This window comes from Candidatus Poriferisodalis sp., assembly GCF_965208895.1.
Taxonomy (GTDB): Bacteria; Actinomycetota; Acidimicrobiia; order Acidimicrobiales; family Poriferisodalaceae; genus Poriferisodalis.
In genome coordinates this window covers 2,189,389-2,210,819 of record NZ_OZ242363.1, presented here as the reverse complement: position 1 = coordinate 2,210,819, position 21,431 = coordinate 2,189,389, and the positions used below count along the sequence as shown (strand labels likewise).

Genomic DNA, 21,431 nt, shown 5'->3' with positions numbered 1-21,431 from the left:
ATGCGCGCTGGGGTTGAGGCCGCGTTACGACAGACTGTCGCCTGATGAACGCAACCCAGCCGCGCATGCGAGCTCGATGGGTGGCTGCGCTGGCTGCGGCACTGACGGCGGCGTCGCTGCTGGCTGTGCCGAACGTTGGCAGCCAGAGCGCTGTGTCGGACGGGCCGATCTCGCCCCGTCAGTGGCCGCGGTCGTTCCTGGCGGCGCCTGAGCTGGAGGCGTGGCCGAACGCAGTGCGCATGTGGGGCCCCGACCGCCACCAGACGGCGCTGGCGGTGTCGCTGACCTTGCGAGGCAAGGGCGGATACCCCTTCGACACTCCCGACGCCACCTCGGGCGCCGGTCGCAGCCTGGGCTCGGCCGACGGATGGTGGGGTCTCGGCCTGTGTCCCCGTTCGATCATCGTGGTGGCGTCCGACGTGCCCGCCGATGCAGTGACCGCCGCGTCGCTGTCTGATTCCACCGGCCGCTCGAGCGAGCCCAGGCTGCGGCGCGTGGCCGCCAGCGACCCCCTGTTCGACCCCATCGGCGGCTTCGCCCGGGTCGACACCTTCGCCGCGCCCATCCTGCTGACCGACTCGGTCCGCGACGGGGCCGACTCGCTGAACCACGCCGCCCGGCTCGCCGCGCAGGACCTGCGCACGGGCGGCTGCAACGCCGCCCGCCAAGCCATCATCGTCGGCGGACCCGCTGCGGTGCCCGTCGAGATCGAACGAGAGCTCGTCTCCATCGGCTACGACGAGGTCTTCCGGGTCAGCGGCGAGACCCGCTACGGCACAGCCGCCGTGGTGGCCCAGTCGCTGGGCACCCGCTCGATCCCTCGCAGCGTCAGCGGGTGCAGAGATTCCTCGGCAGCCGACGGCAATGCGGTGTTGGCGTTCTACGCCAACTCGGTCGTGGAATGGCGAGAGCGAGCGAGCAGGTGCGAACTGCTCGGCCGCACGGTGGTCCTGGCGGTAGGCCTCGACGCCTTGGCTGCGGGCTGGTGGACGAGCTTCTGGCAAGTGCCGGTGCTGCTGCACGACGGCAGCCACGAGCTGCCCGAAGAAACCGCCGTGGCGCTCAGCTTGCTCGACGCCGAGAACCTGATTGTGCTGGGCGACACCACGCATGTTCCCGAGTCGGTCGCCGAGCTGGCAGCTCAAATCGCCCAGGCCGAAATGCGGCGAGTGGCAGGCGACAACCGCTACGAGACCAGCGTCGAGATGGCCAAAATCTTTGGCGGCTGGTGGCCGACAAACGTCGGGGACCACTTCGCGCGGTCATCAGTGTGCCTGGTGGCCTTGAGCGACGAGTCTCCAAGTGCCAAGGGCTGGCCAGATGCGCTTGGAGCTGGAGCGTTCTGCGGTGCCGCCTCGGCTCCGTCGCCCGACGAGATCCCCTATGCCGTCGAGCGGCTCGCGGGGCCGGTCGACGCGAGCGAGCCGGGTCTGATCACGGTTGCGCGACGGCCCGCTGCAGCGGCGCTGTCGGCCGCATCGCCCCGCCCCAAGCGAGCCGCAGTGCCGATGCTGCTGGTGCCCGCAGGGGCCGGCGAACTGCCCGAGCCAGTCGAGGAGTTCCTGCGGGACGTCTTCGTGGTGGGACGCCTGTGCTCGCATGCCGTCGGGGGGATCAACGCCGACGGATCGGGGGCCGACGATGCCGGGGCATACGCAGCGGCAGCGAACGAGGGGCGATGCTTCGCCCCCGGCATGGTGCTGGCATTCGGCGGGGAAGCGGTGATCACCTCCGAAGTGCTTGCTCAGGCCTCGTCGCTGGTCAGCGGGGGCCTGGTGCCGAGTGCCGCGCCCGAAGTGCCGATACTGGTGGGGGCGTCGACGCCGCATCATGCTGATCCGGATCGCATCGAGAAGGCACCTGACGCGAAGCGAGGCGTGGGAGCGTTCGCCACCCGGCTCCCCTTCGACGGCACGGTGTTCCATCGAGCCGACGCCAAGGGGGTGATCAGCCGCACAGATCGCAGTTCGGCCGTCACCAATCGAGACTGGATCTGCCTGCCCAGGGGGACCTACGCAGGCACCCGCTGGCTGGTAGCTGAGACATCGCCCGACGAATCGCCGGCACTCGAAGCCGATCTGACGGTGCTGGGCTGGTATCTCGCCGACGTCGACGAGGTGCGCCGCAAGCCGGAGCCGGCAAGCCCGGGCTGCCTCGCGATGGAATTCTCCCAAACGCAGTCGACATATCTGAGGGCGGTGGGGCCGTACGGGCGGACATCACGGTCAGCGGCCCTGGTAGCCAATGCCAACCGGCGATTCCGGCTGACCGATGTCGTGGAAGCCGCCGAGCCGGTGACCGGCGGGGTGCCCAGCGACGAGCCGCCGTCCACCGGCGAGGACACCCGGTTGGCCTTCCGCAACCGCGACCCCGCCGTGTTCGCACACTTGCCCCCGCACCGTGAGCCGGTGCGCGAGGCGTTCGTCTCGTTGGAGATCGACCGGGGGTTCGGTGCGGGACGCCCGCACACGTTCAACGCTCGGTGGTCCGTGGAGACCCCAGCGGGGACGGTCTCGGGCATCGCCGAGGGCGAGGCCAAATTCGTGTCGAATCGCTGGGAGCTGCGCGGCATGAGCGTGGTGCGGTCCGGAACGTGGATGCGCGCCGAGTACGGGTCCCATCCCGATGAGCCCTCCGAAATCCTCGCGGGAGCCGCCGTAGCGGGCTTGGCCGACGACGGTTATGGGGCTGGCGGGTTCATGGCCACCATCTCGGTGAACGAGTTCGGCAGCGACGACGACACCATCGTGTGGCGAGTCGACGCCTACATCAACGCCCGCCCCTAGGGGCCAGTTGCCGGCGACGGCCCGACCGGTTCCGCTCGGTCATCGGCGTGTGCAGCCGTCGACCGCCGGCGCCTAGACGATCACCACCACCGGGGTGCCGATCGGCGCCCACTGGTAGAGCTGGACGGCCTTGGCGTCGTCTTGGCGGACGCATCCCGCTGAACGGGGCTGGCCGAGCTCGTCGACGGTCTGGATGGGATAGTTGCCGTAGGTGCGGGGGATGGAGTGGAAGCCAACATCGAGCAGCCCGGCCGTTCCCTTCACAAAGCGCACCATGTGCTCCATGGTGACCGGGGTCTTGGGCGACGAACTCCAGCGAGACTTGGAGAATACTTCGTAGCTGCCTGGCCTCGGGAAGGTGGCCCTTCCGCTGACGGGGTAGGTGTCGTAGAGCGACCCGTCGGCCTCAACCAGCCAGACCCGCTGCGCGGTGCGGTCATAGACGACGTGACGGGCGCCGCTCAGACCGACGTCGGGCGTGGACGTGCCGGCGGTCCACAGCACCCGGCCGTCGCTGTAACCGATCGTGACCTTGCCGTCGTCATGCACGGTCAGGTAGGCGCCGGGACGATCGGCCGTACGCGAATTCCACAGCGCTTCGGCGGGTGCGGTACGGGTCGCATCGGGTGCGGCCGGCTCGACGAGCCCGACGGTGGCTGATGCCGGGGTCGTCGCCGGGTCGCCGGATCGCAGCTGTAGGTCGCCATCGTCTCCCATGACGAGCAGGTCAGCCTCGGTGCCCGCCGTGCGGGTGTCCCACAGTGCCGTGGGCGCGCTGCCGTGCGCGAGCGCGGCATCGAACCACTCAGGGGCGGGGTTCGGGGGGCTCGCGCTCGCCGCGCCGGCACCGGCGGTGTCGTACAGCACCAGGTTGCCGTTGCGGTGCAGCAGCAGCCGGTAGCGGCCGCTGGCCGAGCTGATCGACTCACCCTCATGCAGGGCTTCGCCGGGCATGAGGGTGCTCGTGACGGTTCGCTCAGCGTCGAGAATCGGCGTCGTCGCCGGTTCGATCACCGGAGACGCCGCAGCAGCGTGCGTCGGGCCTACGAGCGGCGAGACAGCCAACGCCAGCGCCGCCACACTGGCTATTGCCGCCCGCGAAGCCGGTTTGGTGCCGCCCGGTGCGCCAAGGCACTTCCAATTCCGTCTCGCGACATGCCATATCCGAATCCGCGGGCACACCCCCACCATTGATACCGCACACCACCTCCGAGTCAAGCCCCTGCTGGAGACTCCTGGCGTGCTGTCTATGCCAGCGTGGCGTGGCGTATCGTCTCTGCGCAAGCAACTCGTGGAGCATGAGATCGGCATGAGCGCAGCAAAACGTCGGCCGCACCGTCGCCCAAGCCGACTGGTCGTCGCCATGCTCGGAGTTGCGCTGGCCGGCTCGGCGATCCTCGCCCCGCAGCCCGCAGCGGCGCAGGCCTTCAGCGCCGGGGTGCAGCGGGTGAGCGGTTCGAGCGTGTACGCGCTGGCGGCCAACGTCGCCGGCGGCAGCTGCGACAGCGACATCGGCTCGCACAGCGTGGCGCTGGCATCGGGCGAGAACTGGCCAGACGCCCTCGCGGGCGCTGCGCTCGACCGTCCGCTGCTGCTGACCAAGCAGGAATTCCTCCCGGCGGTCACCCGGGCCTACCTGGAGCCGTGCGCATCCCACGCCAAGGCCAAGGTGATCATCTTGGGCGGCCCCGCTGCGGTGTCCGAGGGCGTGGCCGAGACGCTGCGCGCCATGGGCTATCGGGTTGACCGCTTTGCCGGCGAAGATCGCTACGCAACCGCCCGGCGGGTCGCACGCACTTTCGCCCCCGACAAGATCGCCACCGTCTATCTGGCTTCCGGGGTCAACTTCGCCGATGCTGTCGCAGCCGCCCCGAGCGTCACCAGCGACAACCCGCTCATCCTGACCACGCCCGACGAACTCCACGCCGAGGCACGCCGCTTCCTGACTGACGAAGACCGGGAGGTCGCCTCGGTCACGATCCTCGGCGGCACGGCGGCCATCTCGGCCAACGTGGAGGAAGAGATCAAAGCGCTCGGCATCGGCACTGACCGCATCGCCGGCGCCGACCGCTACGAGACCGCCGCACTGATCGCTCGCCGTGCTTTCGAAATGTCGGGCTGCCACCCGGTCACCGACGTGTCCGTGGCCAGCGGCACCGTCCCGTTCGGCGGTCTCGCCGCGGGAGCAGTCCGCGGCCCCTGCGAGCCGCTGCTGCTCGCTCCCGCCCCCGGCGACCCCGTGCCCGACACGCTGGGCAAGTTCGGGCAGGACTGGCTGCTGGCCGTCGGCGGCTCGACCCAGGCGACGGTCACCGGCATCGGCTCGTCGTCCATCATTCCCACGGCGGCGCTGTCGGCTGTGGCGACAGGCGTCGTCGCAGACGCGGACCCGTCAGGCGGCGGTGGCCTGGCCCAGTTGAGCTGGGATTCCGTGGCCCGGTCGGTGGTGCAGATCCGGTGCGCCGGCCCCGGCGGTGTCATACGTATGCGGGGCTCCGGATTCGTCGTCGGCAACGGTTATCAGATCGTGACCAATCACCATGTGGTCTTCGATGACGAGGGTCGCGGATGCAGCCGGATACGGGCATACGTGGACGGCACCTTCGAACAGGCGCCGGAACGCTTCGTCTCCGTCACCGTCCAGCGGCAGGACGAGACACGCGATCTGGCGCTGCTCGCGATGGACGCCGGCGCGGAGCGGCGGCCGACCGTGCTGCTCGCGACGGAGTCTCTGCGTGCTGGGGAGACGATCACCGCGCTCGGTTACCCCGAAATCGGGGGCGATACCATGACGCTCACCACCGGGCGCTACTCGGGCACCCTCGAGCTGGACGGTGCAACGTGGATCAAGACCGACACGCCGCTCTCACCGGGCAGCAGCGGCGGCCCCGTGCTGAACAACCGACGCGAAGTCGTCGGCGTCGCGACGCTGCTGCAGGTCGCCGTCCATGATGACGGCGGCTTCGCTGTCGGGAATCTCGGAGTGCTCGCACCCGTCGCCGCGGTGGCAGCCTTGCTCGCCGGCGACATCGGCGAATAGTCGGCTTGGCGATCACTGCCGCCGTAGTGTCACCCAGAAGATCAGCGCAGTGGTCTTGATGCGTCCCAAAGAGATCGGTTCACTGGAAGGTGGAGCTGCACCGATGAGCATTGATGCCCCGATGAAACTGAGGGAGATATTGCGGGCGAAGGGCCTCACCGAGCTTCCTGAACCTGTCCGGCTCGCCTCGGGCAACTACTCCCGCTACTTCATCGACGGCAAGGTGGCACTGGGTGCCGGAGACGACCTGCGGCTCGCCGCCGAGGCCATCAATGAGCGGGTGACCGCCGACGGCGTCGACTTCGACGCCGTCGGCGGCCTCACCCTGGGCGCCGACGCCCTGTGCGCCGCCATCGCCGTGGTGAGCGGGGCGAACTGGTTCATCGTCCGCAAGGAAGCAAAAGGCCGGGGCACGAACCGCCTCGTCGAGGGCACACGCATCGGCGAGGGCAGCCGGGTGCTGCTGATCGACGACATCGTGACCACCGGCGGCTCGATCCTGAAGGCCTACGACAGCGTCCAAGCCACCGGCGCCGAGGTGGTGGCCGCCGTCACGCTCGCTGACCGGGGCGACGACGCCCGCCGCTCATTCGACGAGCGAGGCGTGCCCTACTTCCCCATGGCCACCTATCACGACATGGGCATCCCAGCCATCGGCACCGAGACTGCCGGTTCAGCGAGAACCGGCTGACACCTGCCGCCGCTCCAGTCGGCTGACACCCGCCGCCCCGCCGGCCGACGGAGGATCCCCGGAGTCACTGAGGGAACAGGTCACATCAGACGGCATTAGCTTCCCCGACGTGCGTCGGTTGGCCATTGCCGTGTTGTCAGCGGCGGCAGCGGTCGGCGGCGTTGTGGTTCTTCCGGCCGCAGCAGCCGGCGCAGCCGAGAATGACGGCTCGGATGTGTCGGTCACGCGTTATGGCGGCGCGGACCGTTATGAGACGTCGCTGCAGGTGGCAGAGGCGGTGGTTGCTGATGCCGGTGGTTCGGAGTCTTGGGTGGTGCTGGTGTCGGGTCGGCGGTGGACCGACGCGGTGGTGGCTGCGCCGGTGGCGGGCGCGTTGGGCGCGCCGGTGCTGATGACTCCGCCCGATGAGCTGCGCGCCGATGCGCTCGAGTTCCTCCAGCGGGTGGGGGTGACGAGTGCCTTGGTGGTCGGGCCCGACGCGAGCGGCGGCGCCCACGGCCCCGGACGCGGCGTGGGCGTCGGTGTGCTCGACGCGCTTGGCGAGGCAGGCATATCTGCGGAGCGCGTCGCGGGCGAGGATCGCTTCGGCACCGGGGTCGCGGCTGCTGCGCGGGTTACCCCGGGCGTAATGGGAGAGCTGGGCCGCACTGCGGTCATCGCCAGCAGTGAGGTGTTCGCGGATGCCCTGGTAGCGGGCCCGTTTGCTGCTCGTGGCATCCATCCGGTGCTGCTGACGCCGCCAGATGAGCTGCACGCCGACGTGTCCGGCTACCTGGGCGACGCCGGCATCGAGCACATCGTGCTGATGGGCGGCACCGCAGCGCTCAGCGAATCGGTGGAACAGTCCGTCAAGGATCTCGGCATCGATGTCTCCCGTGTCGCGGGCAGCACTCGCTATGACACCGCAGTGAAGGCCGCCGAGCTCGTCGACGGTCGCTACAGCAACGCGGCCGGACAGACATGCTTCGACGACAGCGCCCTCGGGCTGGCCCGCGCGCGAGTGCCGTTCGACTCGTTCAGCGCCGCGCCGCTGCTGGGGCGGCTGTGCGCCCCGCTGGTGCTCGCCGACCCTGTCCAGATTCCGCCGGACACGGCGACCTATCTCGACGCTGGCCGCGAGGCGAATCCTTCCGTCGATCTGCGTGTCTTCGGCGGCGACGCCGCAGTGTCCCAGGCAGCCATCGACGCCTACATCAGCGGCGAAGACGCGGCCGAGCCTGAAGAGGCTGAAGGCGAAGACGACGAAGCCGAAGAAGAGGCTGACGTCGACGTCCTTCCGGCGGGCACCTGCGGCGGCGCCATCGACGACGAACCGGTACAGCTCGTGCCCTCGACCAACGCTGAAGATCCAGCGTGGTCGCCCGACTGCAGCATGCTCGTCTACACCGAGAATGCTTCGCTGCGAATCGTCAGCAACGACGGCACGGGAGCCCGCAAGCTGGTGGACCACGGCGGCGCCTACCTGCACTCCGCGGTGTGGTCCCACGACGGGACCCGGATTGCCTATGTGCGCGGCCGCAATGACGAGAACGGGCGCTGGTCGTCGCACATCTGGACGGTCAACGTCGACGGCAGCCACGACAACCAGCGCACCGAGGGCGATCAGATCGATCGCTGGCCCGCCTGGTCGCCTGACGACAGCAAGATCGCGTTCGAGCGCGAGACCGGCAGCGGCCGCGACGAGGAAGGGAACCGCCTCGACAGTGATCGTCACATCGTCGTGATGACGTCGTTCGGCAACAAGCCGAAGGCGCTCAACGAGGGAGGCGCCTGGGAGCGCAGCCCCGCATGGTCGCCCGACGGCAGCCGGCTCGCGTTCTGGCGCGACGGATTCGTGACGGTGTCCGACACCGGCGGCAGCAACGAACGGCGCATACACGCCGCGGTCTACTTCCACGGCGGGCTGTCTTGGTCACCCGACGGCACGCGCATCGCCTTTGTGCGCGGCGATCGAAGCCAGACATCGGTGGTCATCGCTGACATCGACGGCGTCGACGAAGAGGTGGTCGTCGACGAGGGCCTTCTCACGCTCGCCCCTCGCTGGTCGCCCGACGGTCAGCGCATCGCCTTCCACACCATCGACGACGAGGGCAAGCGCCGGGCATATGTCGTCGGTGCCAGCGGCGAGCCCTCTGGTGTCGCCCAGCATTGTCGCCCCCGCGGCGTCGTGGGAACCACCGCAGGCTTCCCGCTGCCCGACTGGGCACCTTCGCCAGTCGGCACAGTCCGCATCGGCGTGCTGTTCATGGACTTCCCCGATGCTCAGGCCACTCACACCACAGAGCAAGAAGCAGCACGAGGGCTGCCATGGGCCGAGGAATACCTGGAGGCCGTCAGTTACGGCCAACTTGACGTGCGGTTCGTGCCCCACCGCCAATGGCTGCGAGCTCCCCAGAGCTACTCGGACTATCTGGAGGAGACCCCGGGCGGCGGTCTCAGAGTGACCGGGGACGCCATCTATGCGGATGTGATCGAGCTCGTCGACGACGAGATCGACTTCAGCGGCTTCCACAGTCTGGCCGTGGTTCTGCCCAGCAGCCATTTCTCCGGCGGCACGGCAGGCGGGGCGGTCGAGGTGGATGGCGTGTCGCTGCGCAGGCACATCAACAACAATCGGCCACGTGCTGAGCCCGTCGAACCCGCCGACTGGGGCTTTGTCGCCGCGCACGAACTCGTGCACAATCTCGGGTTGCTCGACATGTATCCCTATGACAGCGCTGCGCATGAGCAGCCCGGTCCGCCCCGCGGTCAGGAATGGATCCCCGTCAGTTTCGGCCTGATGGAACTCAACGCCTACTTCACGGCGGACGCATCGCTGCTGCTGCGCCGCACCACCAAGACCTACCCCGATGGCGGCTGGGAGTGGCGGCAGGTGGGGCGGCTGCTGCCCATCGAGATGCTGGCGTGGAGCCGCTGGCAGCTCGGTTGGCTCCACGAGCACCAGATCCAATGCGTCACCGGCGGTACTGCAACGGTGGCCCTCGCCCCCATTTCCAGCGCCGATGGTGCGATTGCCATGGCAGCGGTGCCCATTTACCAACACCGGATCATCGTGATCGAGAGCCGCCGCCAGCTCGGCTACGACCGGGGCCGCGAGTTCACCTGGTCACGCGGCGGGACGGGCCGGCATCAAGCGCTCATCACCGAGGGCGTGCTGGTGTACACCGTCGACACGCTCATCGGCTCCGGCGATCTGCCTGTCAAGATCGCCGGCGACAGCGGCAACGGCCAAGTCGACGAGTTCCCGGTGCTCGGGCCCGGCGAATCGGTGACGCTGCACGGCTACACGATCACGGTCACCGCCGATGACGGCGACGCCCACACCGTGTCGATCACCCGCAACTCCTAACTACACACGTCCCGTTTGGGGTCTGCTTGACTGCTCGGCTCGGCTTGCGGATGCGCACCTGATGCGTCTCGGCGGTGTCCCCCGACGGCCATCTGGGCGCCCTGCACGGAGACCGACCGCAGCAGGCGCAAACTGCCCTGGCCGCCGAAATGTGACGGCAAGCGCCTACGAGGACTGCGGTAGCATCGTCAATGACGGGAGCGTTGGCGTTCCCGCTGATCCGACGCGTGACTGCTATGGCTCTGCGCCTTGAAGACCGAGACTTGGTTCTCGCGTACCAGGCTGGCGACGACGAGGCGTTCGCCGAGTTGGTGCGGGAGTACCGGCCGCAGTTGCTCGGTCACGCGCGCCGCAAGCTCGGTTGCCCCGAAGCGGCCGAGGACGCCGTGCAGGAAGCGCTGGTGCGGGCGCTGCGAGCCATGCCGCGGTTCAACGGCAACTATCTGGTGGGTCCGTGGCTGCATCGCATCCTGTCCAATGTCTGCAACGACGAGGGCAACCGGAAGCGTCGCGAGGGCGAGAAGACTGACCGGTTCGCATCGAACGACCGGGCGCTGAGGCAGGCGCCCTCAATCGAAGGCGAGCTCGGTTTCGACTTCGACGACACCGAGCTGGCCGACGCGGTCGACGATCTGTCTGACCAGTACCGCGAGGCGCTGATGATGCGCTTCGTGGAGGAGCTCAGCTACGAAGAAGTCGCTGCCAAGGCCGGCGTGTCCGAGGACAACGCCCGAGCGAGGGTGTCGCGGGCCCGCAACGCCGTGCGTTCCGCGTTGAAGCTGGCGGCAGTGGCGCCGGTGGCCCTGGTGGGGTTGCTGCGCCGCGGCGAACGGGCTGCTGCTGCGGTCTCGGGCCAGGCCACTCCTGGCGGCGGGCGGGCCGCGCTGCACTCGGCGATGCCGGTGCTGGCCGAGACCGCCCCGATGGCTTCACGGGCCGCCGCCGCGACGGCGAATGCCGCGACGGTCGGCGTTCCGGTGATGGCGAAAGCCGCGGTCGGCTTCGGGCTGGCGACCGCAGTGATCGCCCCGACGGTCGATTCGCCGGTGCACAAGGCGGCCGACCGGGTGCTGCCCGACTCGGTGATGGAAGTTCTGGCGCCGCTGGCCGTGGAGCTGCCGGCGCCCGATGCGCCTGTGATCGTTCCTGTCGCTGCTCCGGTGACTGCGGTTGCCGACCTGACCGATCCTGCCGGCGCTGAGGTGCCGGCTGAAGCCGTGGCGGCCCCCGTAGTGGAAGCGGCCCCCGTGGTTGAGGCAGCTGCCCCCGAGACTGAATCTGTGGCATCCAGCACAGCGGCGGCGACACCGGTGATCGACGACGGCGCACAGGTTTCCGAGGCCGCGGCTGACGGCTCCGAGGCGATCGTCGAGACGAAGGTGGCGACGCAGGTCGTCATCAATCCCGAGCCCACGGTGACGTCCAGCGGCAGCGTGCAAGGCGCCGAGCTGACGTTCACACCTTCGGGCGCCGATCGTTACGACGTGGCCGGTTCGCTGTCGCTGACGGTCACCACGGCCACCACCACAACCGTCGACGGCGTCGAATCCACCGAGACCGTGACCTCGACCGAGTCGGTTGCGGTGATTTCGCCGAGCTCGGCCTCGCTCGAAGCCGCCGACCCGGCGGTGGATGAGCGCCGCTTCAGCGCCCTGCTGGTGTTCGAGGGCGGTGCCGAGATGCGCCTCGCTGCGCGCGGCACGGCCAACGACGACGGCTCCCTGGCGATGACCGGTTTCTTCTCGGGCACGGGCACCGAGTCGCTCCCGCTGGCCGAACGCGGCGACCTCTCAGGCACGCTCACCCTCGACAGCGACGGCATGCCCGCCGCGCTCTCGATCACCCTCACCCAGTAGCGCCTTCACTCAGCGCCGCAGTTCGGGCTAGCCAGCTCGCGTGCTCGATTCCTCGTCGCGGTCCCGTCCGATTGAGGATGGCCCGGCATCGCCGTTCTCACCGGGGCTATGTCGCGCCGGCTCGCCAGGTCGCCGCGGCACTCCCGTGCGGACTGTCGGTCGTCAGACCCGGTCAGGCGTTCTTGATGAGCAGGCCACCGTCTACGGGGAGCACCGCGCCGGTCATGTACTGGCTGGCGGGCAGGCAGAAGTTGAGCGTGCCGTGGGCCACTTCCTCGGGCTCGGCGTAGCGGCCCAGTGCGGTGCGGCGCTTGGCGAAGATCGTCTTGTGCTCCTGCGAGATCTCTGCCGTCATGGCGGTGTTGATCGGCCCGGGGCAGATGCAGTTCACCGTGATGGCCTCGCGGCCCAGCTCGACCGCCAGCGACTTGGTGAGCCCGATCACGCCGTGCTTGGCAGCCGTGTAGGGCGAGCCGAACTTGGTGGCGCCCCAGCCCTCGGTGGAGGCGATGTTGACGATGCGAGCCGCGTCGGACTGACGCAGGTACGGCAGTGCTGCCCGCACGGTGTAGGTGTGCGCCGTCAGCAGCACCTCGAGCGAGATCGCCCAGTTGTCCTCGTACTCGGGGGCATCGATCGGCGAGAACCGTGAGATGCCCGCGTTGTTGATGACGTGGTCGATGCCGCCGAACTGCTCGGCCACCTCGTTGGTGACCTGGGTGACGCGGTCGCGGTTGGCCACGTCCATCGTCCAGCCCGCGGCCGAGCCGCCGGCGTCGTTGATCTCGGCCACCACGGCATCCACCTCGGCCTGGCCCAGGTCGGTCACCGCAACGTGTGCCCCCTCGTCGGCGAACAGGTGCGCCGTCGCCCGGCCCTGGCCCATGCCAGCACCAGTGATCAGCGCCACCCGGCCCTCGATCGACCGGCTCAACGCAGAAAGTCGCTTCGTAGTCCCCACAGCAGTTCTCCTTGATCCCGCGCACGGCCCTCGGTTGTCCCGGCGTACAGCGCACGGCCCGCGGCGGCGCTCAACGTAGCCGCAACGGCTGCTGCGCCCCCCGCCAGCGCCTCGAGCCGGTGTGCGAGTTGGTCTGCCAGCTCGTTCAGCCGGTCTGCCAGGCGGTTCCTCCGTCGATCTTCAGCACGGAGCCTGTTGTGTAGCTCGACGCTTCTGAGGCGAAGTAGAGCGCTGCGCCCACTACCTCGTCGGCTTCGCCGCCCCGTGCCAGCGCGATCTCGTTCTCGGCCCGCTCGTTGAAGGCGTCCATGTCCCAGGCCTTGGAGATGTCGGTGAGGAACGGGCCGGGCATGATGCAGTTCACCCGCACACGGGGTGCGTACTCGCGGGCGAACGACTGGGTGATGGCGTGGATGCCTGCCTTGGCCGCCCCGTACGCCGTCTCGTTCGGCGACGGGGCCACGGCCGCCACCGAGCTCACGTTGATGATCGAGCCGCCGCCGGCTTCGAACATGCGCTTGCCGAACACTGCCGAGGCCCGGAACGGCCCCTTGAGGTTCACCTCGATCACCTTGTCGAACAGCGACTCGGACACCTCGTACAATGACGGGTACAGCGGGGACAGGCCGGCGTTGTTCACCAGCACCTCGCAGTGGCCGAATTCGTCGTAGACCCGTTCGCACAGGGCGTCGTTCTGGTCCCAGTAGCCGACGTGGCATTCCACCGCCAGCGCCCGCTGGCCGGTGGTCGAGCGCACCTCGTCGGCGACCGCCTCGCAGTTGTCGAGCTTGCGCGACGCAATCACCACATCGGCGCCGGCTCGGGCGAACGCCAGCACCATCTCGCGGCCCATGCCCCGGGAGCCGCCGGTGACCACCGCCACCCGACCCGACAAGTCGAACAGCTCGCCAGCCGATCTGCCGGCAGATCCACCGGCCGATGTGGATGTCATGTCAGTGCCTCCGTGTGTTCGCGGACTCTGGATCAGCGGCTCCATGCGTTCCAACTCATTACTGAGTCGAGATCGGTGCGGGTCGCCAGCTTGAAGTCGGTGCCCTGGGTGTAGGCCACCGGGCTCAGCGCGTACTGCCGCACTGTGTCGTAGGGGATGCCCAGGATCTCGGCGGCTTCGCGCTCATAGCCAAGGTGCAGCGTGGTCCAGCAGGTGCCGAGCCCTCGCTCTCGGGCGGCCAGCATGAAGCTCCACGCGGCGGGAATGATCGAGCCGGCCTGACCCACTATCATGCGCGCATCGTCGGTGCGGCCGGTGATACAGGGCAGGAACAGCACCGGGCTGCGATGCATGTTCTCTGACAGGAACTCCGCCGAGGATGTCACCCGAGCCTGCTGCGCCTCTCGCTGGGCGCCCAGGCCCGACCCCACCCGGCCCGCATACACGGGGCTGTTGCGGTAGGCGTCGAAGCCCTTCTTGTACAGCGCCGAGATGGCCTCGATCTTGTCGCGCTCGGTGACGAACACGAAGTGCCAGCCCTGCATGTTCGAGCCCGTCGGCGCCTGCACCGCAATCTCGACGCACTCCCGCAGCACCGATTCGGGCACCGGCCGGTCGAAGTCGAGCCGCTTGCGCACGGCCCGAGTCGACTGCAGCACCTCATCGGCCGACAGGCCCAGCTTGATTCCGGCATCGCTCATGTTGTGCTCCGTTCGGTTGTGCCCGACGCTGCGGGTCCTCATTGCTCGCAGCAGAGTATCTGGCAGCTGTGACATGCACCCCGGGAGCTGCGCGGGTGTTGCTGGGTGTGGCGGTGATGCCGGGTGTCTGCGCCGGTGCTGGCTCGTTCGCGCCGGCGGGAAGTCTGCTTGGAGCGGCGTTTCCGCACTGATGTGCTCGACCTGGCGAACGTTTGCCGGCCCAGGACTAGCGCAGGAATTTGCTGGTGGTGTTGTCGGCGAGCACGCGCCCGCCGGTCTGGCAGCCGGCGCAGTAGTTGACCGAGTAGTCGCGGTATTCGACAGCCCGCACCACGTCGCCGCAGACGGGGCACAGCTGGCCGGTGCGTGCGTGCACCGCTGAGGGTCGTTCGGCCGACCGGCTCATCTGGGCGAGTTGGCGCTCGGCTGTCAGCGACTCGTCGACCACGGCGCCGATGGCGGCCACCACCCGGCTGCCTGCGTCGGCGTCGAGCTTGGCGGTCGAGGCGAACGGCGACAGCTTCGCCCGGTGGCAGATCTCGTTCGCCATGCGACGCCCGAGGCCCGAGATCACCCGCTGGTCCCGCAGGAAATTGTGCAAGCGTGCTGAGTGAGCAGCCATCAGCTCAGCCATGTGGGCTGGGTCGACGTCGGTGGCCTCCGGCCCGAGCCCAATGAACGGATTGGTGGTGGCTGGCGGGGTTGCGTCGGTGGCTTCGGGCTCCACGCCGGTCGACCGGTCGGTGGCGGGTTCGGGTTCTGGTGTGGCTGGCGGGTCGGCGGAGGATGGATCCGCGGCCAGATCGCCGGCCAGCACCCACACGCCGGCTCGTTTCTGCGTTCCGGGCTCGGTGAGCAACAGGCCCAGCCCGCTCTCGAATTCGAACCGCACCAGCCCGTCACGAGGTCGCCGGGGCCGCTTCGCACCGGGTTTGAGCACCCGCAGGCGCCCGCCCTGCATGAGGTGCACCACAAAGGTCAGCCCGCCGCCGTCTTCCCCGTCACCCGAGGCGCCCCCAGCCCCGCTCCTGCCCGTAGCGTCATCGGCGCCTTCACCGCTAGCGACCGGAGCCTCGGGTGTAGGAGCGAAGCGCAGCAGCAGGTACTTGGCTCGCTGGCCGACACTGCACAACGGCCAGCCGACGGCGTCGCTCGGCGGCGGGCTGGCGGTCTTGAATGCCGTGAACGACAGCGGCTCGACCCGCTTGAGCACCTCGCCGGCCGCCAGGGCCTCCAATCGTTCGGCATGCGCCCGGATCTCGGGGATCTCCGGCACGAAGCGTCAGCCTTTCTCGCCGCCGTCGGTGCCGGCGCCGTCAGTTCCGTTGGCGTCGTCAGTTCCGCCGTAGGTGCTGCCGTCCCCGTCGGTGTCGCCGCGCTCCTTAGCGCCGTCGGTGCCGCCAATGCCCCCAGCGCCGTTGCCCGCAGCGGCGAGCGCCTCGCCCAGCGCCGTGTTCACCAGCGCCAACGCCTCAGAAGCAACGATCAGCACGCGCACATCGCCGCTCACCTTGATGAGGCCGGCCTGCAAGGCCGCTAGCGCACCCAGCTCGCCCCGCCGCACGGCTTCGGCCGTCTCCCGGGACTGACTCATCACCACTACGCCGCTGTCGCTGCCCTCGGCGCCATCGCTGCTGCCGTCGCTGTCGTTGTCGCCGTCGCTGCTGCCGTTCCTGTCGCGGGCATCGGGCGGCACCGGCTCAAGGTGAGCTCGACCGCCGTCGATCACCAACCGGTAGGCGACGACCGGTCCGCCATTGCCGTCGCCGATCCGCTGCTCCACGATCGCCTGAACTGCCGGCAGTTCCACATCCGCGAGCACCTCGGACATGGTGACGCACCAGCCCTCTGACCCGATCTCCACGCCAGCGAACCTATGCCGCTCGTCACGGCATGTCACGCCACCGGCCGCAAGCGAAGGGCTGCGTGCGGCCCGAGGCACTTCGGGCGGCGCCACGCACGGCGACGGCTCGAAATCCAGTGGCATCGATCCGGCGGCGTTCACTACGGTGCGCCAAAGCGCATCGCTGCTTGCTCCCGTATCACTGGCAGATCGCCGGTTAGTGGGCGGAAATCCCGCCTGTTACCGTTCCGAAAGGAAGTCCTATGGACGCGACGTCATTCATTGTCCTTGCCGCCGTGGCTGCCGTCATGAGCTTCAATCTCACGGCCAGCCTGATGTGCTGCCGCTCGCTCAGCCGGCGCGTTGACCGACTCGAAGATCGACTCGATTCGCGCATAGATCGCGTAGAGCAGCGCATGGACCGGATGGAGCAGGTGCTCATGCAACTGGTCGCCGACATGGCGCTGGTCAAGGCCGACATGGCGCTCGTCAAGGCGCAGTTGGGCATCGCCACTCCTGCGCCGCAGCCGGCTGTTGCACCTTCTTCGGGCGCTGCTGCGGGCGCCGCAGCGCAGTAGGTCGGGCGCTTCTTCGGGCGCGGCAGCGCAATAGCATGACGGGGTGACTTTTCCGGCACGCCGCCTGCGCCGCCTGCGCCGCACCCCCGCGCTGCGCCGCCTCGTCGCCGAGACCACCGTCACGCCCAGCGATCTCATCGCCCCGCTCTTCGTGCGCGAGGACGCCACCGAGCCGCAGCCGATCATCTCGTTGCCCGGCGTCGTGCAGCACACCCAGGAGTCGCTGCGCAAGGAAGTCAACGAGCTGGCTGGCCTGGGCATCAGCGGCGTCATCCTGTTCGGGCTTCCCACCCGCAAAGACCCCGTCGGCTCGGAAGCCTGGAACCCCGACGGCGTCGTGCAGGTGGCCCTGCGCAACCTGCGAGATGACCACGGCTCGGAGATGGCGATCATCGCTGACCTGTGCCTCGACGAATACACCGACCATGGCCACTGCGGCGTGGTGACCGACGATGGCGAGGTCGACAACGACGCCACGCTCGAGCTGTATCAGCGGGTGGCGTTGGCCCAGGCCGAGGCCGGCGTCGACATGGTGGGCCCCTCGGGGATGATGGACGGCCAGGTCGGCGCGATCCGCCAGGCGCTCGATGCGAACGGCCACGAGAGCCTGCCGATCATGGCCTACTCGGCCAAGTACGCCTCGGCCGAGTACGGGCCGTTCCGTGAAGCCGTCGACGTGACGATCAGCGGCGGCGGCGGCAACCGCAAGGGCTACCAGCAGGACCCTGCCAACGCCCGTGAAGCCATGGCCGAGGTCGAGCTGGACGTTGCCGAGGGGGCCGACATCATCATGGTGAAGCCGGCGCTGGCGTACCTCGATGTGATCGCCGCCGCCAGGGCCAGATTCGACCTGCCGCTAGCGGCCTATCACGTGTCGGGCGAATACGCGATGCTCAAGGCCGCAGCAGCCAACGGCTGGGTCGACGGCGACGCCACTGCGGTCGAGCACCTCACCGCCATCAAGCGAGCCGGCGCGGACCTGATCCTGACGTACCTGGCACGCGAGTTCGCCGAGACGCTGTACTAACGGCCCGCCGCCGCTGAGGACGTCAATCGCGCCTGCCCGCCCCGGCAGTCATTCATTCCGTGCAGCTGGGCCAAGTGGGCCGGCTGGAGGGTCTTGGCCCGCGGTCCGGCAGGAATTGACCGCTCTTGCCGGCCGCTGGTTCAGCGCCGCGGGTGAGTGACGCTTGAAACCGCGATGGCGCAGATTGCACCGATGAACTGCGCCACGATGAACCACGGTGCGCTGGCAGGGGCGATGCCGGCAAACGTGTCGGAGAACATCCGGCTCACGGTCACCGCCGGGTTGGCGAAGCTCGTCGACGAGGTGAAGAAGTACGCGCCGCCGATGTAGGCCGCCACGGCGAAAGCCACGAACTGGGCCTTGCCCGAGCGCACCACGCCGATGATGACGATCACCAGCCCGAACGTGGCGATGATCTCCGAACCGAACGCAGCCCCGCTGATCCGATCCTTCGTCGACCAGGACACCGCATCGAGCTCGAAGATCACATTGGCCGCGATGACGCCCAGGATCCCGCCCGCGGTCTGGCACACCACGTACAGCCCGGCCATCCGGTTGTCCAGGTCGCCGGCGAGCCGTGCCCACAGTGTCACCGCAGGGTTGAAGTGCGCCCCCGACGTCGATGCGAACAGCAGGATGAGGCACGTCAGCGCACCTGCTGTCGCGATCGAGTTCTCCAGCAGCTGCAACCCGACATCGTTCGGGCTGAGCCGCTCGGCCATGATCCCCGAGCCGACCACGCTGAGCAGCAGGAACCCGGAGCCCACGAACTCCGAGGCCAACCGGCTGGAGGTCGTCTCACGCAGCGCTGTCACTCCGACAGCCTGCCAGCCGCGGTTGAACGAACCCCGACCGGGCGGTGAACATCGGGCCCTTCGCGGCGAAACCCACGGGTTCACCAACTACGCCGACTTCGAAGCCTGCGGCCCCCTCCTCACGTGAAGCCCGCCGAGCCCAGCAGCCCAAACTCCAAGAGAAGGCGAAGGCTCACATGCTGAGCGGTATACGGATCTGCCAATCGGGCCTGATGCTGTGGGCGCTGGTGAAGACGATTCCGTCGTTCTGGCGACGTCCGAGGTTCGCGGACCTGATGAGGGTCCAGCGCGCGGCATCGCCGTAGACACGCTGCGCGATGCCGCCGAGGGTGTCACCTGGCCGCACGGTGTACACGGCATGGCCGGAAGCTGCTTCGTGTCGTCCAGTCGGCATGGCGATGGGTGTCGGTATGGCAAGCACCCAGCCGGCGCGGATGGCATCTGTGTCAGTGAGGGTGGCGCCGTCGCTTTGGCGGCGTCCCGCATTCGCTTGGAAGATCTTCCGCCATGCCGAGCCGTCGCGGTAGACGCTGCGGGTAATGGATGCGAACGTGTCGCCGCTGCGAACGGTGTAGTAGAGGAAGTCGGTGTTGCCGGCGCCAATCTGGTCGTCATCGGCAACCACAAACGCGTTGTTGCTCAGCTCGTCGCCGACTGAGGTGTTGCGCCGGATGATGTCCGCCAGCGTCGTGGAGCGCACTTCGTCCAACAGGGCCCTATTCGCCACGAAGTACGGATCGTTCTCGAACCAGAAGCGGTCGCCGTCGCGCAGTCGGCGAAACTGGTCGCCGATGACGGCTTGGAGCGTCTCGCCGACAGATGCCCCCTCAAGGTGATCTTCCGCCAGCGCTGCCGGCCACAAATCCAGGTCGTCCACGTCGCCGTACGCGTCGGTGAGCGTTTGCTGCACGTCGGAATTCGAGGTGATGTCGGCAAAGCTCTCCACTTCGGAGAGGCCATAGGCATCCCGCACGGTGTTGTAGTCGCCGATGCCGTGATCGCGGCCTCGCTGAATGTTCAGTGCCGGAAGGTCGAACGCCGGGCCGTTAGGTGCCCTCATCAGGAAGTTCCTGACCTCATTGATGACGAGGGAATCGACTTCCTGGGCTTTCTGGGCGGCGAACCCGCGCAGCACCTCGGCGATGTCGCGGCTCTTGTAGAAGGACGGGCTGAAGAACGAACTCGCCAGGCTGATCTTCTCTGACTCGCCGTCGTCGTCGACAAGGTTGAGCATGGGCGACAGCAGGGTGTGCCCGACCCGGTACGCCGCTGCGGAGAACTCGCTGGCGATGGTGGGGTCGACGTCGGCGTCGTAGCCCGAGTACTCGCCGATGGCATCGTCACCCAGCAGCAGCGGCAGGAATTCGCTGAAGGTGATGTTCTGGATATGGGCGCCGACGATCTTGCGGGCCAGCTCATAGATCTCGTCACCGCTCAGATCGGCGTTGTCGGCGGCGAGGGCTTCGGCGAGGCGATTGTGCTCCCGCACGAACAGCGTGTGCATGGCGATGAGGCCGATCTGCTCGTTGACGCGCAGGTCGCCCGCCGCGAACAGCGTCGGACGGTTGCTGCCGCCTTCGTTCTCGAGGCCTCCGGTGTTGTAGGGCAGCAACGAGCCGCCGCTCGAGGTCCTGAGCTTTCCGGTGCCGTCGTAGGTGCGCAGCGCCTGGGCGCGCGCCCGATCCGAGCCGTATACCTGCGAGGCGTCGATGAACGCGGTGATGTCGTTGGCCTGCCGGCGGGGGTTCGCGGTGCTCGTGCCTGTCTCGGGGTCGAACACCGAGCGGCTCACCGCAATCGTGGCCTCGCCGGTCCCGAGGGGATCGAACACCGGGTCGTCTGCGGGGACTGCGATCGGGAACGACTCGTCCGCATTGTCCAGGCTCAGGGTGATGTCGTGGTCGATGAACTGGCCCCACTGCCACACGATGTCGGTGGCCCCAGACGAGTTCGGCACTGAGGAATCCTGGGCGACGACGAGGTTGCTGATGGTGCGGGCGTTCGGGCGGGAGGTCGTCGGAGCCGACACTCCGTCGTCGTAGGAGTTGGCGGCCTTCTTGAGCAGTGCCGTGCCCGCCATCCCCCATGCGGGATTGGCTGCGTTGTTCCGGCGCCCGTCGAACGCCCGAGGGGTGAAGTCGGCAGGGAATTCTTCGAGGCTGAGCGAAACGACGTCGCCGTTTTCCCACTCGGCATCGACGTCGTGCCAGCTGATGTCGGCACCGTCGACGCGTGCATCGGCAACGTTGAGCCCCACGTCGTCGACTTGCAGGCGCAGCGCGCTGATCGCGCCGGAGGGCGCGGGATCGAAGGTGATGCTCAGCGTCGCAGCGGTCGAGTCCGACCCGCCCGCCGAATCGGTGAGCAAGACGCTCGTCACCGTGTATTCCTTTGCGCCCCAGGTGAAACCGGCATCGCTGAGCGATCCGCCCACCGACGAGCTGTAGCCCAGCGGCACCCCGATACCGCCTACCCGCAACCTGGCACCCCACACTTGGCTGCCCCCGTCGGCTGTCCAGGTCGAGTCTGCGTCTGCGTTTGCGTTCACGCTGGCGCCGTTGTCTTCCGTCCCGCCGCTTCCCTCGCTGCTCAGCGCCAGGCTCTGGGGGATGGGCCCTGCCAATGCGACCAAGACGGCCAAGAGGGCCGCTGCTAATCCGAATTGACTGATGCGGGCACTGATGCGCACAGGGGCGTTCTCCTCATAACCGCGGGCCGGGGTCTGAATCGATAGTTGGGGGAAGAGACTCAGCGCGAGCGCAACAGGGTCGCCGTGACCCAAGCCACGATCAGATGCTAACGCCGGTAGCTATAGGCGGGTATGCGTTGCTC

Annotated in this window: 15 protein-coding genes; 7 read left to right on the top strand and 8 right to left on the bottom strand. The window is 68.3% G+C overall.

Annotation, left to right across the window (positions count from 1 at the left end):
* Positions 1–44: 44 nt before the first annotated feature.
* Entirely contained in the window at positions 45–2,786 is a 2,742-nt protein-coding gene (locus ACOGJB_RS09920) for a cell wall-binding repeat-containing protein (protein WP_419840640.1), read from the top strand.
* Positions 2,787–2,858: 72 nt separating this feature from the next.
* On the opposite strand, the gene ACOGJB_RS09915 is transcribed toward ACOGJB_RS09920, so the two are convergent.
* Positions 2,859–3,866: a L,D-transpeptidase gene (locus tag ACOGJB_RS09915; protein WP_419840639.1), complete on the bottom strand. Its 1,008-nt coding sequence runs from the start codon at positions 3,864–3,866 to the stop codon at positions 2,859–2,861.
* Positions 3,867–4,095: 229 nt separating this feature from the next.
* Between ACOGJB_RS09915 and ACOGJB_RS09910 the strand changes: the two genes are divergently transcribed.
* The 4 genes from ACOGJB_RS09910 to ACOGJB_RS09895 all read left to right on the top strand — a co-directional run bounded on the left by ACOGJB_RS09910 (position 4,096) and on the right by ACOGJB_RS09895 (position 11,722).
* On the top strand, positions 4,096–5,826 hold the full coding sequence (locus ACOGJB_RS09910) for a cell wall-binding repeat-containing protein (protein ID WP_419840638.1): 1,731 nt from the start codon (positions 4,096–4,098) through the stop codon (positions 5,824–5,826).
* Between the two features lie 103 nt (positions 5,827–5,929).
* Entirely contained in the window at positions 5,930–6,517 is a 588-nt protein-coding gene (pyrE, locus tag ACOGJB_RS09905) for an orotate phosphoribosyltransferase (RefSeq protein WP_419840637.1), read from the top strand.
* Positions 6,518–6,626: 109 nt separating this feature from the next.
* On the top strand, positions 6,627–9,866 hold the full coding sequence (locus ACOGJB_RS09900) for a cell wall-binding repeat-containing protein (protein WP_419840636.1): 3,240 nt from the start codon (positions 6,627–6,629) through the stop codon (positions 9,864–9,866).
* Between the two features lie 191 nt (positions 9,867–10,057).
* Positions 10,058–11,722 (top strand): sigma-70 family RNA polymerase sigma factor, encoded by a 1,665-nt coding sequence (locus ACOGJB_RS09895; RefSeq protein WP_419840635.1) that lies wholly within the window; start codon positions 10,058–10,060, stop codon positions 11,720–11,722.
* A 172-nt stretch (positions 11,723–11,894) separates the two neighbouring features.
* On the opposite strand, the gene ACOGJB_RS09890 is transcribed toward ACOGJB_RS09895, so the two are convergent.
* From ACOGJB_RS09890 to ACOGJB_RS09870, 5 genes are all read right to left on the bottom strand, one after another.
* Positions 11,895–12,683, bottom strand: a complete 789-nt coding sequence (locus tag ACOGJB_RS09890; RefSeq protein WP_419840634.1) for an SDR family NAD(P)-dependent oxidoreductase — start codon at positions 12,681–12,683, stop codon at positions 11,895–11,897.
* Positions 12,684–12,828: 145 nt separating this feature from the next.
* The gene (locus ACOGJB_RS09885) at positions 12,829–13,635 is read right to left on the bottom strand and encodes an SDR family NAD(P)-dependent oxidoreductase (protein ID WP_419840633.1); all 807 of its coding nucleotides are present in this window, start codon (positions 13,633–13,635) and stop codon (positions 12,829–12,831) included.
* A gap of 32 nt (positions 13,636–13,667) precedes the next feature.
* A complete protein-coding gene (locus ACOGJB_RS09880; protein ID WP_419840632.1) occupies positions 13,668–14,336 on the bottom strand; it encodes a nitroreductase family protein in 669 nt (222 codons plus the stop codon).
* Between the two features lie 226 nt (positions 14,337–14,562).
* Positions 14,563–15,612 (bottom strand): DNA-formamidopyrimidine glycosylase family protein, encoded by a 1,050-nt coding sequence (locus tag ACOGJB_RS09875; protein WP_419840631.1) that lies wholly within the window; start codon positions 15,610–15,612, stop codon positions 14,563–14,565.
* Between the two features lie 6 nt (positions 15,613–15,618).
* The gene (locus ACOGJB_RS09870; protein WP_419840630.1) at positions 15,619–16,200 is read right to left on the bottom strand and encodes a hypothetical protein; all 582 of its coding nucleotides are present in this window, start codon (positions 16,198–16,200) and stop codon (positions 15,619–15,621) included.
* Positions 16,201–16,442: 242 nt separating this feature from the next.
* Between ACOGJB_RS09870 and ACOGJB_RS09865 the strand changes: the two genes are divergently transcribed.
* Both ACOGJB_RS09865 and hemB read left to right on the top strand, forming a co-directional pair.
* Positions 16,443–16,757: a hypothetical protein gene (locus ACOGJB_RS09865; protein WP_419840629.1), complete on the top strand. Its 315-nt coding sequence runs from the start codon at positions 16,443–16,445 to the stop codon at positions 16,755–16,757.
* A 43-nt stretch (positions 16,758–16,800) separates the two neighbouring features.
* A complete protein-coding gene (gene hemB / locus ACOGJB_RS09860) occupies positions 16,801–17,784 on the top strand; it encodes a porphobilinogen synthase (RefSeq protein ID WP_419840628.1) in 984 nt (327 codons plus the stop codon).
* A gap of 140 nt (positions 17,785–17,924) precedes the next feature.
* Here the strand turns inward: hemB and ACOGJB_RS09855 are convergent, their stop codons facing one another.
* Together ACOGJB_RS09855 and ACOGJB_RS09850 are read right to left on the bottom strand one after the other, a co-directional pair.
* Complete coding sequence (locus ACOGJB_RS09855; RefSeq protein ID WP_419840627.1) at positions 17,925–18,599, bottom strand: aquaporin; 675 nt, start codon at positions 18,597–18,599, stop codon at positions 17,925–17,927.
* Positions 18,600–18,771: 172 nt separating this feature from the next.
* Positions 18,772–21,240 carry a peroxidase family protein gene (locus ACOGJB_RS09850; protein ID WP_419840626.1) on the bottom strand — a complete coding sequence of 823 codons (2,469 nt, stop codon included), beginning with the start codon at positions 21,238–21,240 and terminating at the stop codon, positions 18,772–18,774.
* Positions 21,241–21,431: the final 191 nt, after the last annotated feature.

What these genes read in the sequence shown, in the direction of transcription:
- ACOGJB_RS09920 (WP_419840640.1), top strand. Translation starts at nt 45, where the DNA reads ATGAACGCAACCCAGCCGCGCATGCGAGCTCGATGGGTGGCTGCGCTG.
- ACOGJB_RS09910 (WP_419840638.1), top strand. Translation starts at nt 4,096, where the DNA reads ATGAGCGCAGCAAAACGTCGGCCGCACCGTCGCCCAAGCCGACTGGTC.
- pyrE (WP_419840637.1), top strand. Translation starts at nt 5,930, where the DNA reads ATGAGCATTGATGCCCCGATGAAACTGAGGGAGATATTGCGGGCGAAG.
- ACOGJB_RS09895 (WP_419840635.1), top strand. Translation starts at nt 10,058, where the DNA reads ATGACGGGAGCGTTGGCGTTCCCGCTGATCCGACGCGTGACTGCTATG.
- ACOGJB_RS09885 (WP_419840633.1), bottom strand. Translation starts at nt 13,635, where the DNA reads ATGACATCCACATCGGCCGGTGGATCTGCCGGCAGATCGGCTGGCGAG.
- ACOGJB_RS09880 (WP_419840632.1), bottom strand. Translation starts at nt 14,336, where the DNA reads ATGAGCGATGCCGGAATCAAGCTGGGCCTGTCGGCCGATGAGGTGCTG.
- ACOGJB_RS09865 (WP_419840629.1), top strand. Translation starts at nt 16,443, where the DNA reads ATGGACGCGACGTCATTCATTGTCCTTGCCGCCGTGGCTGCCGTCATG.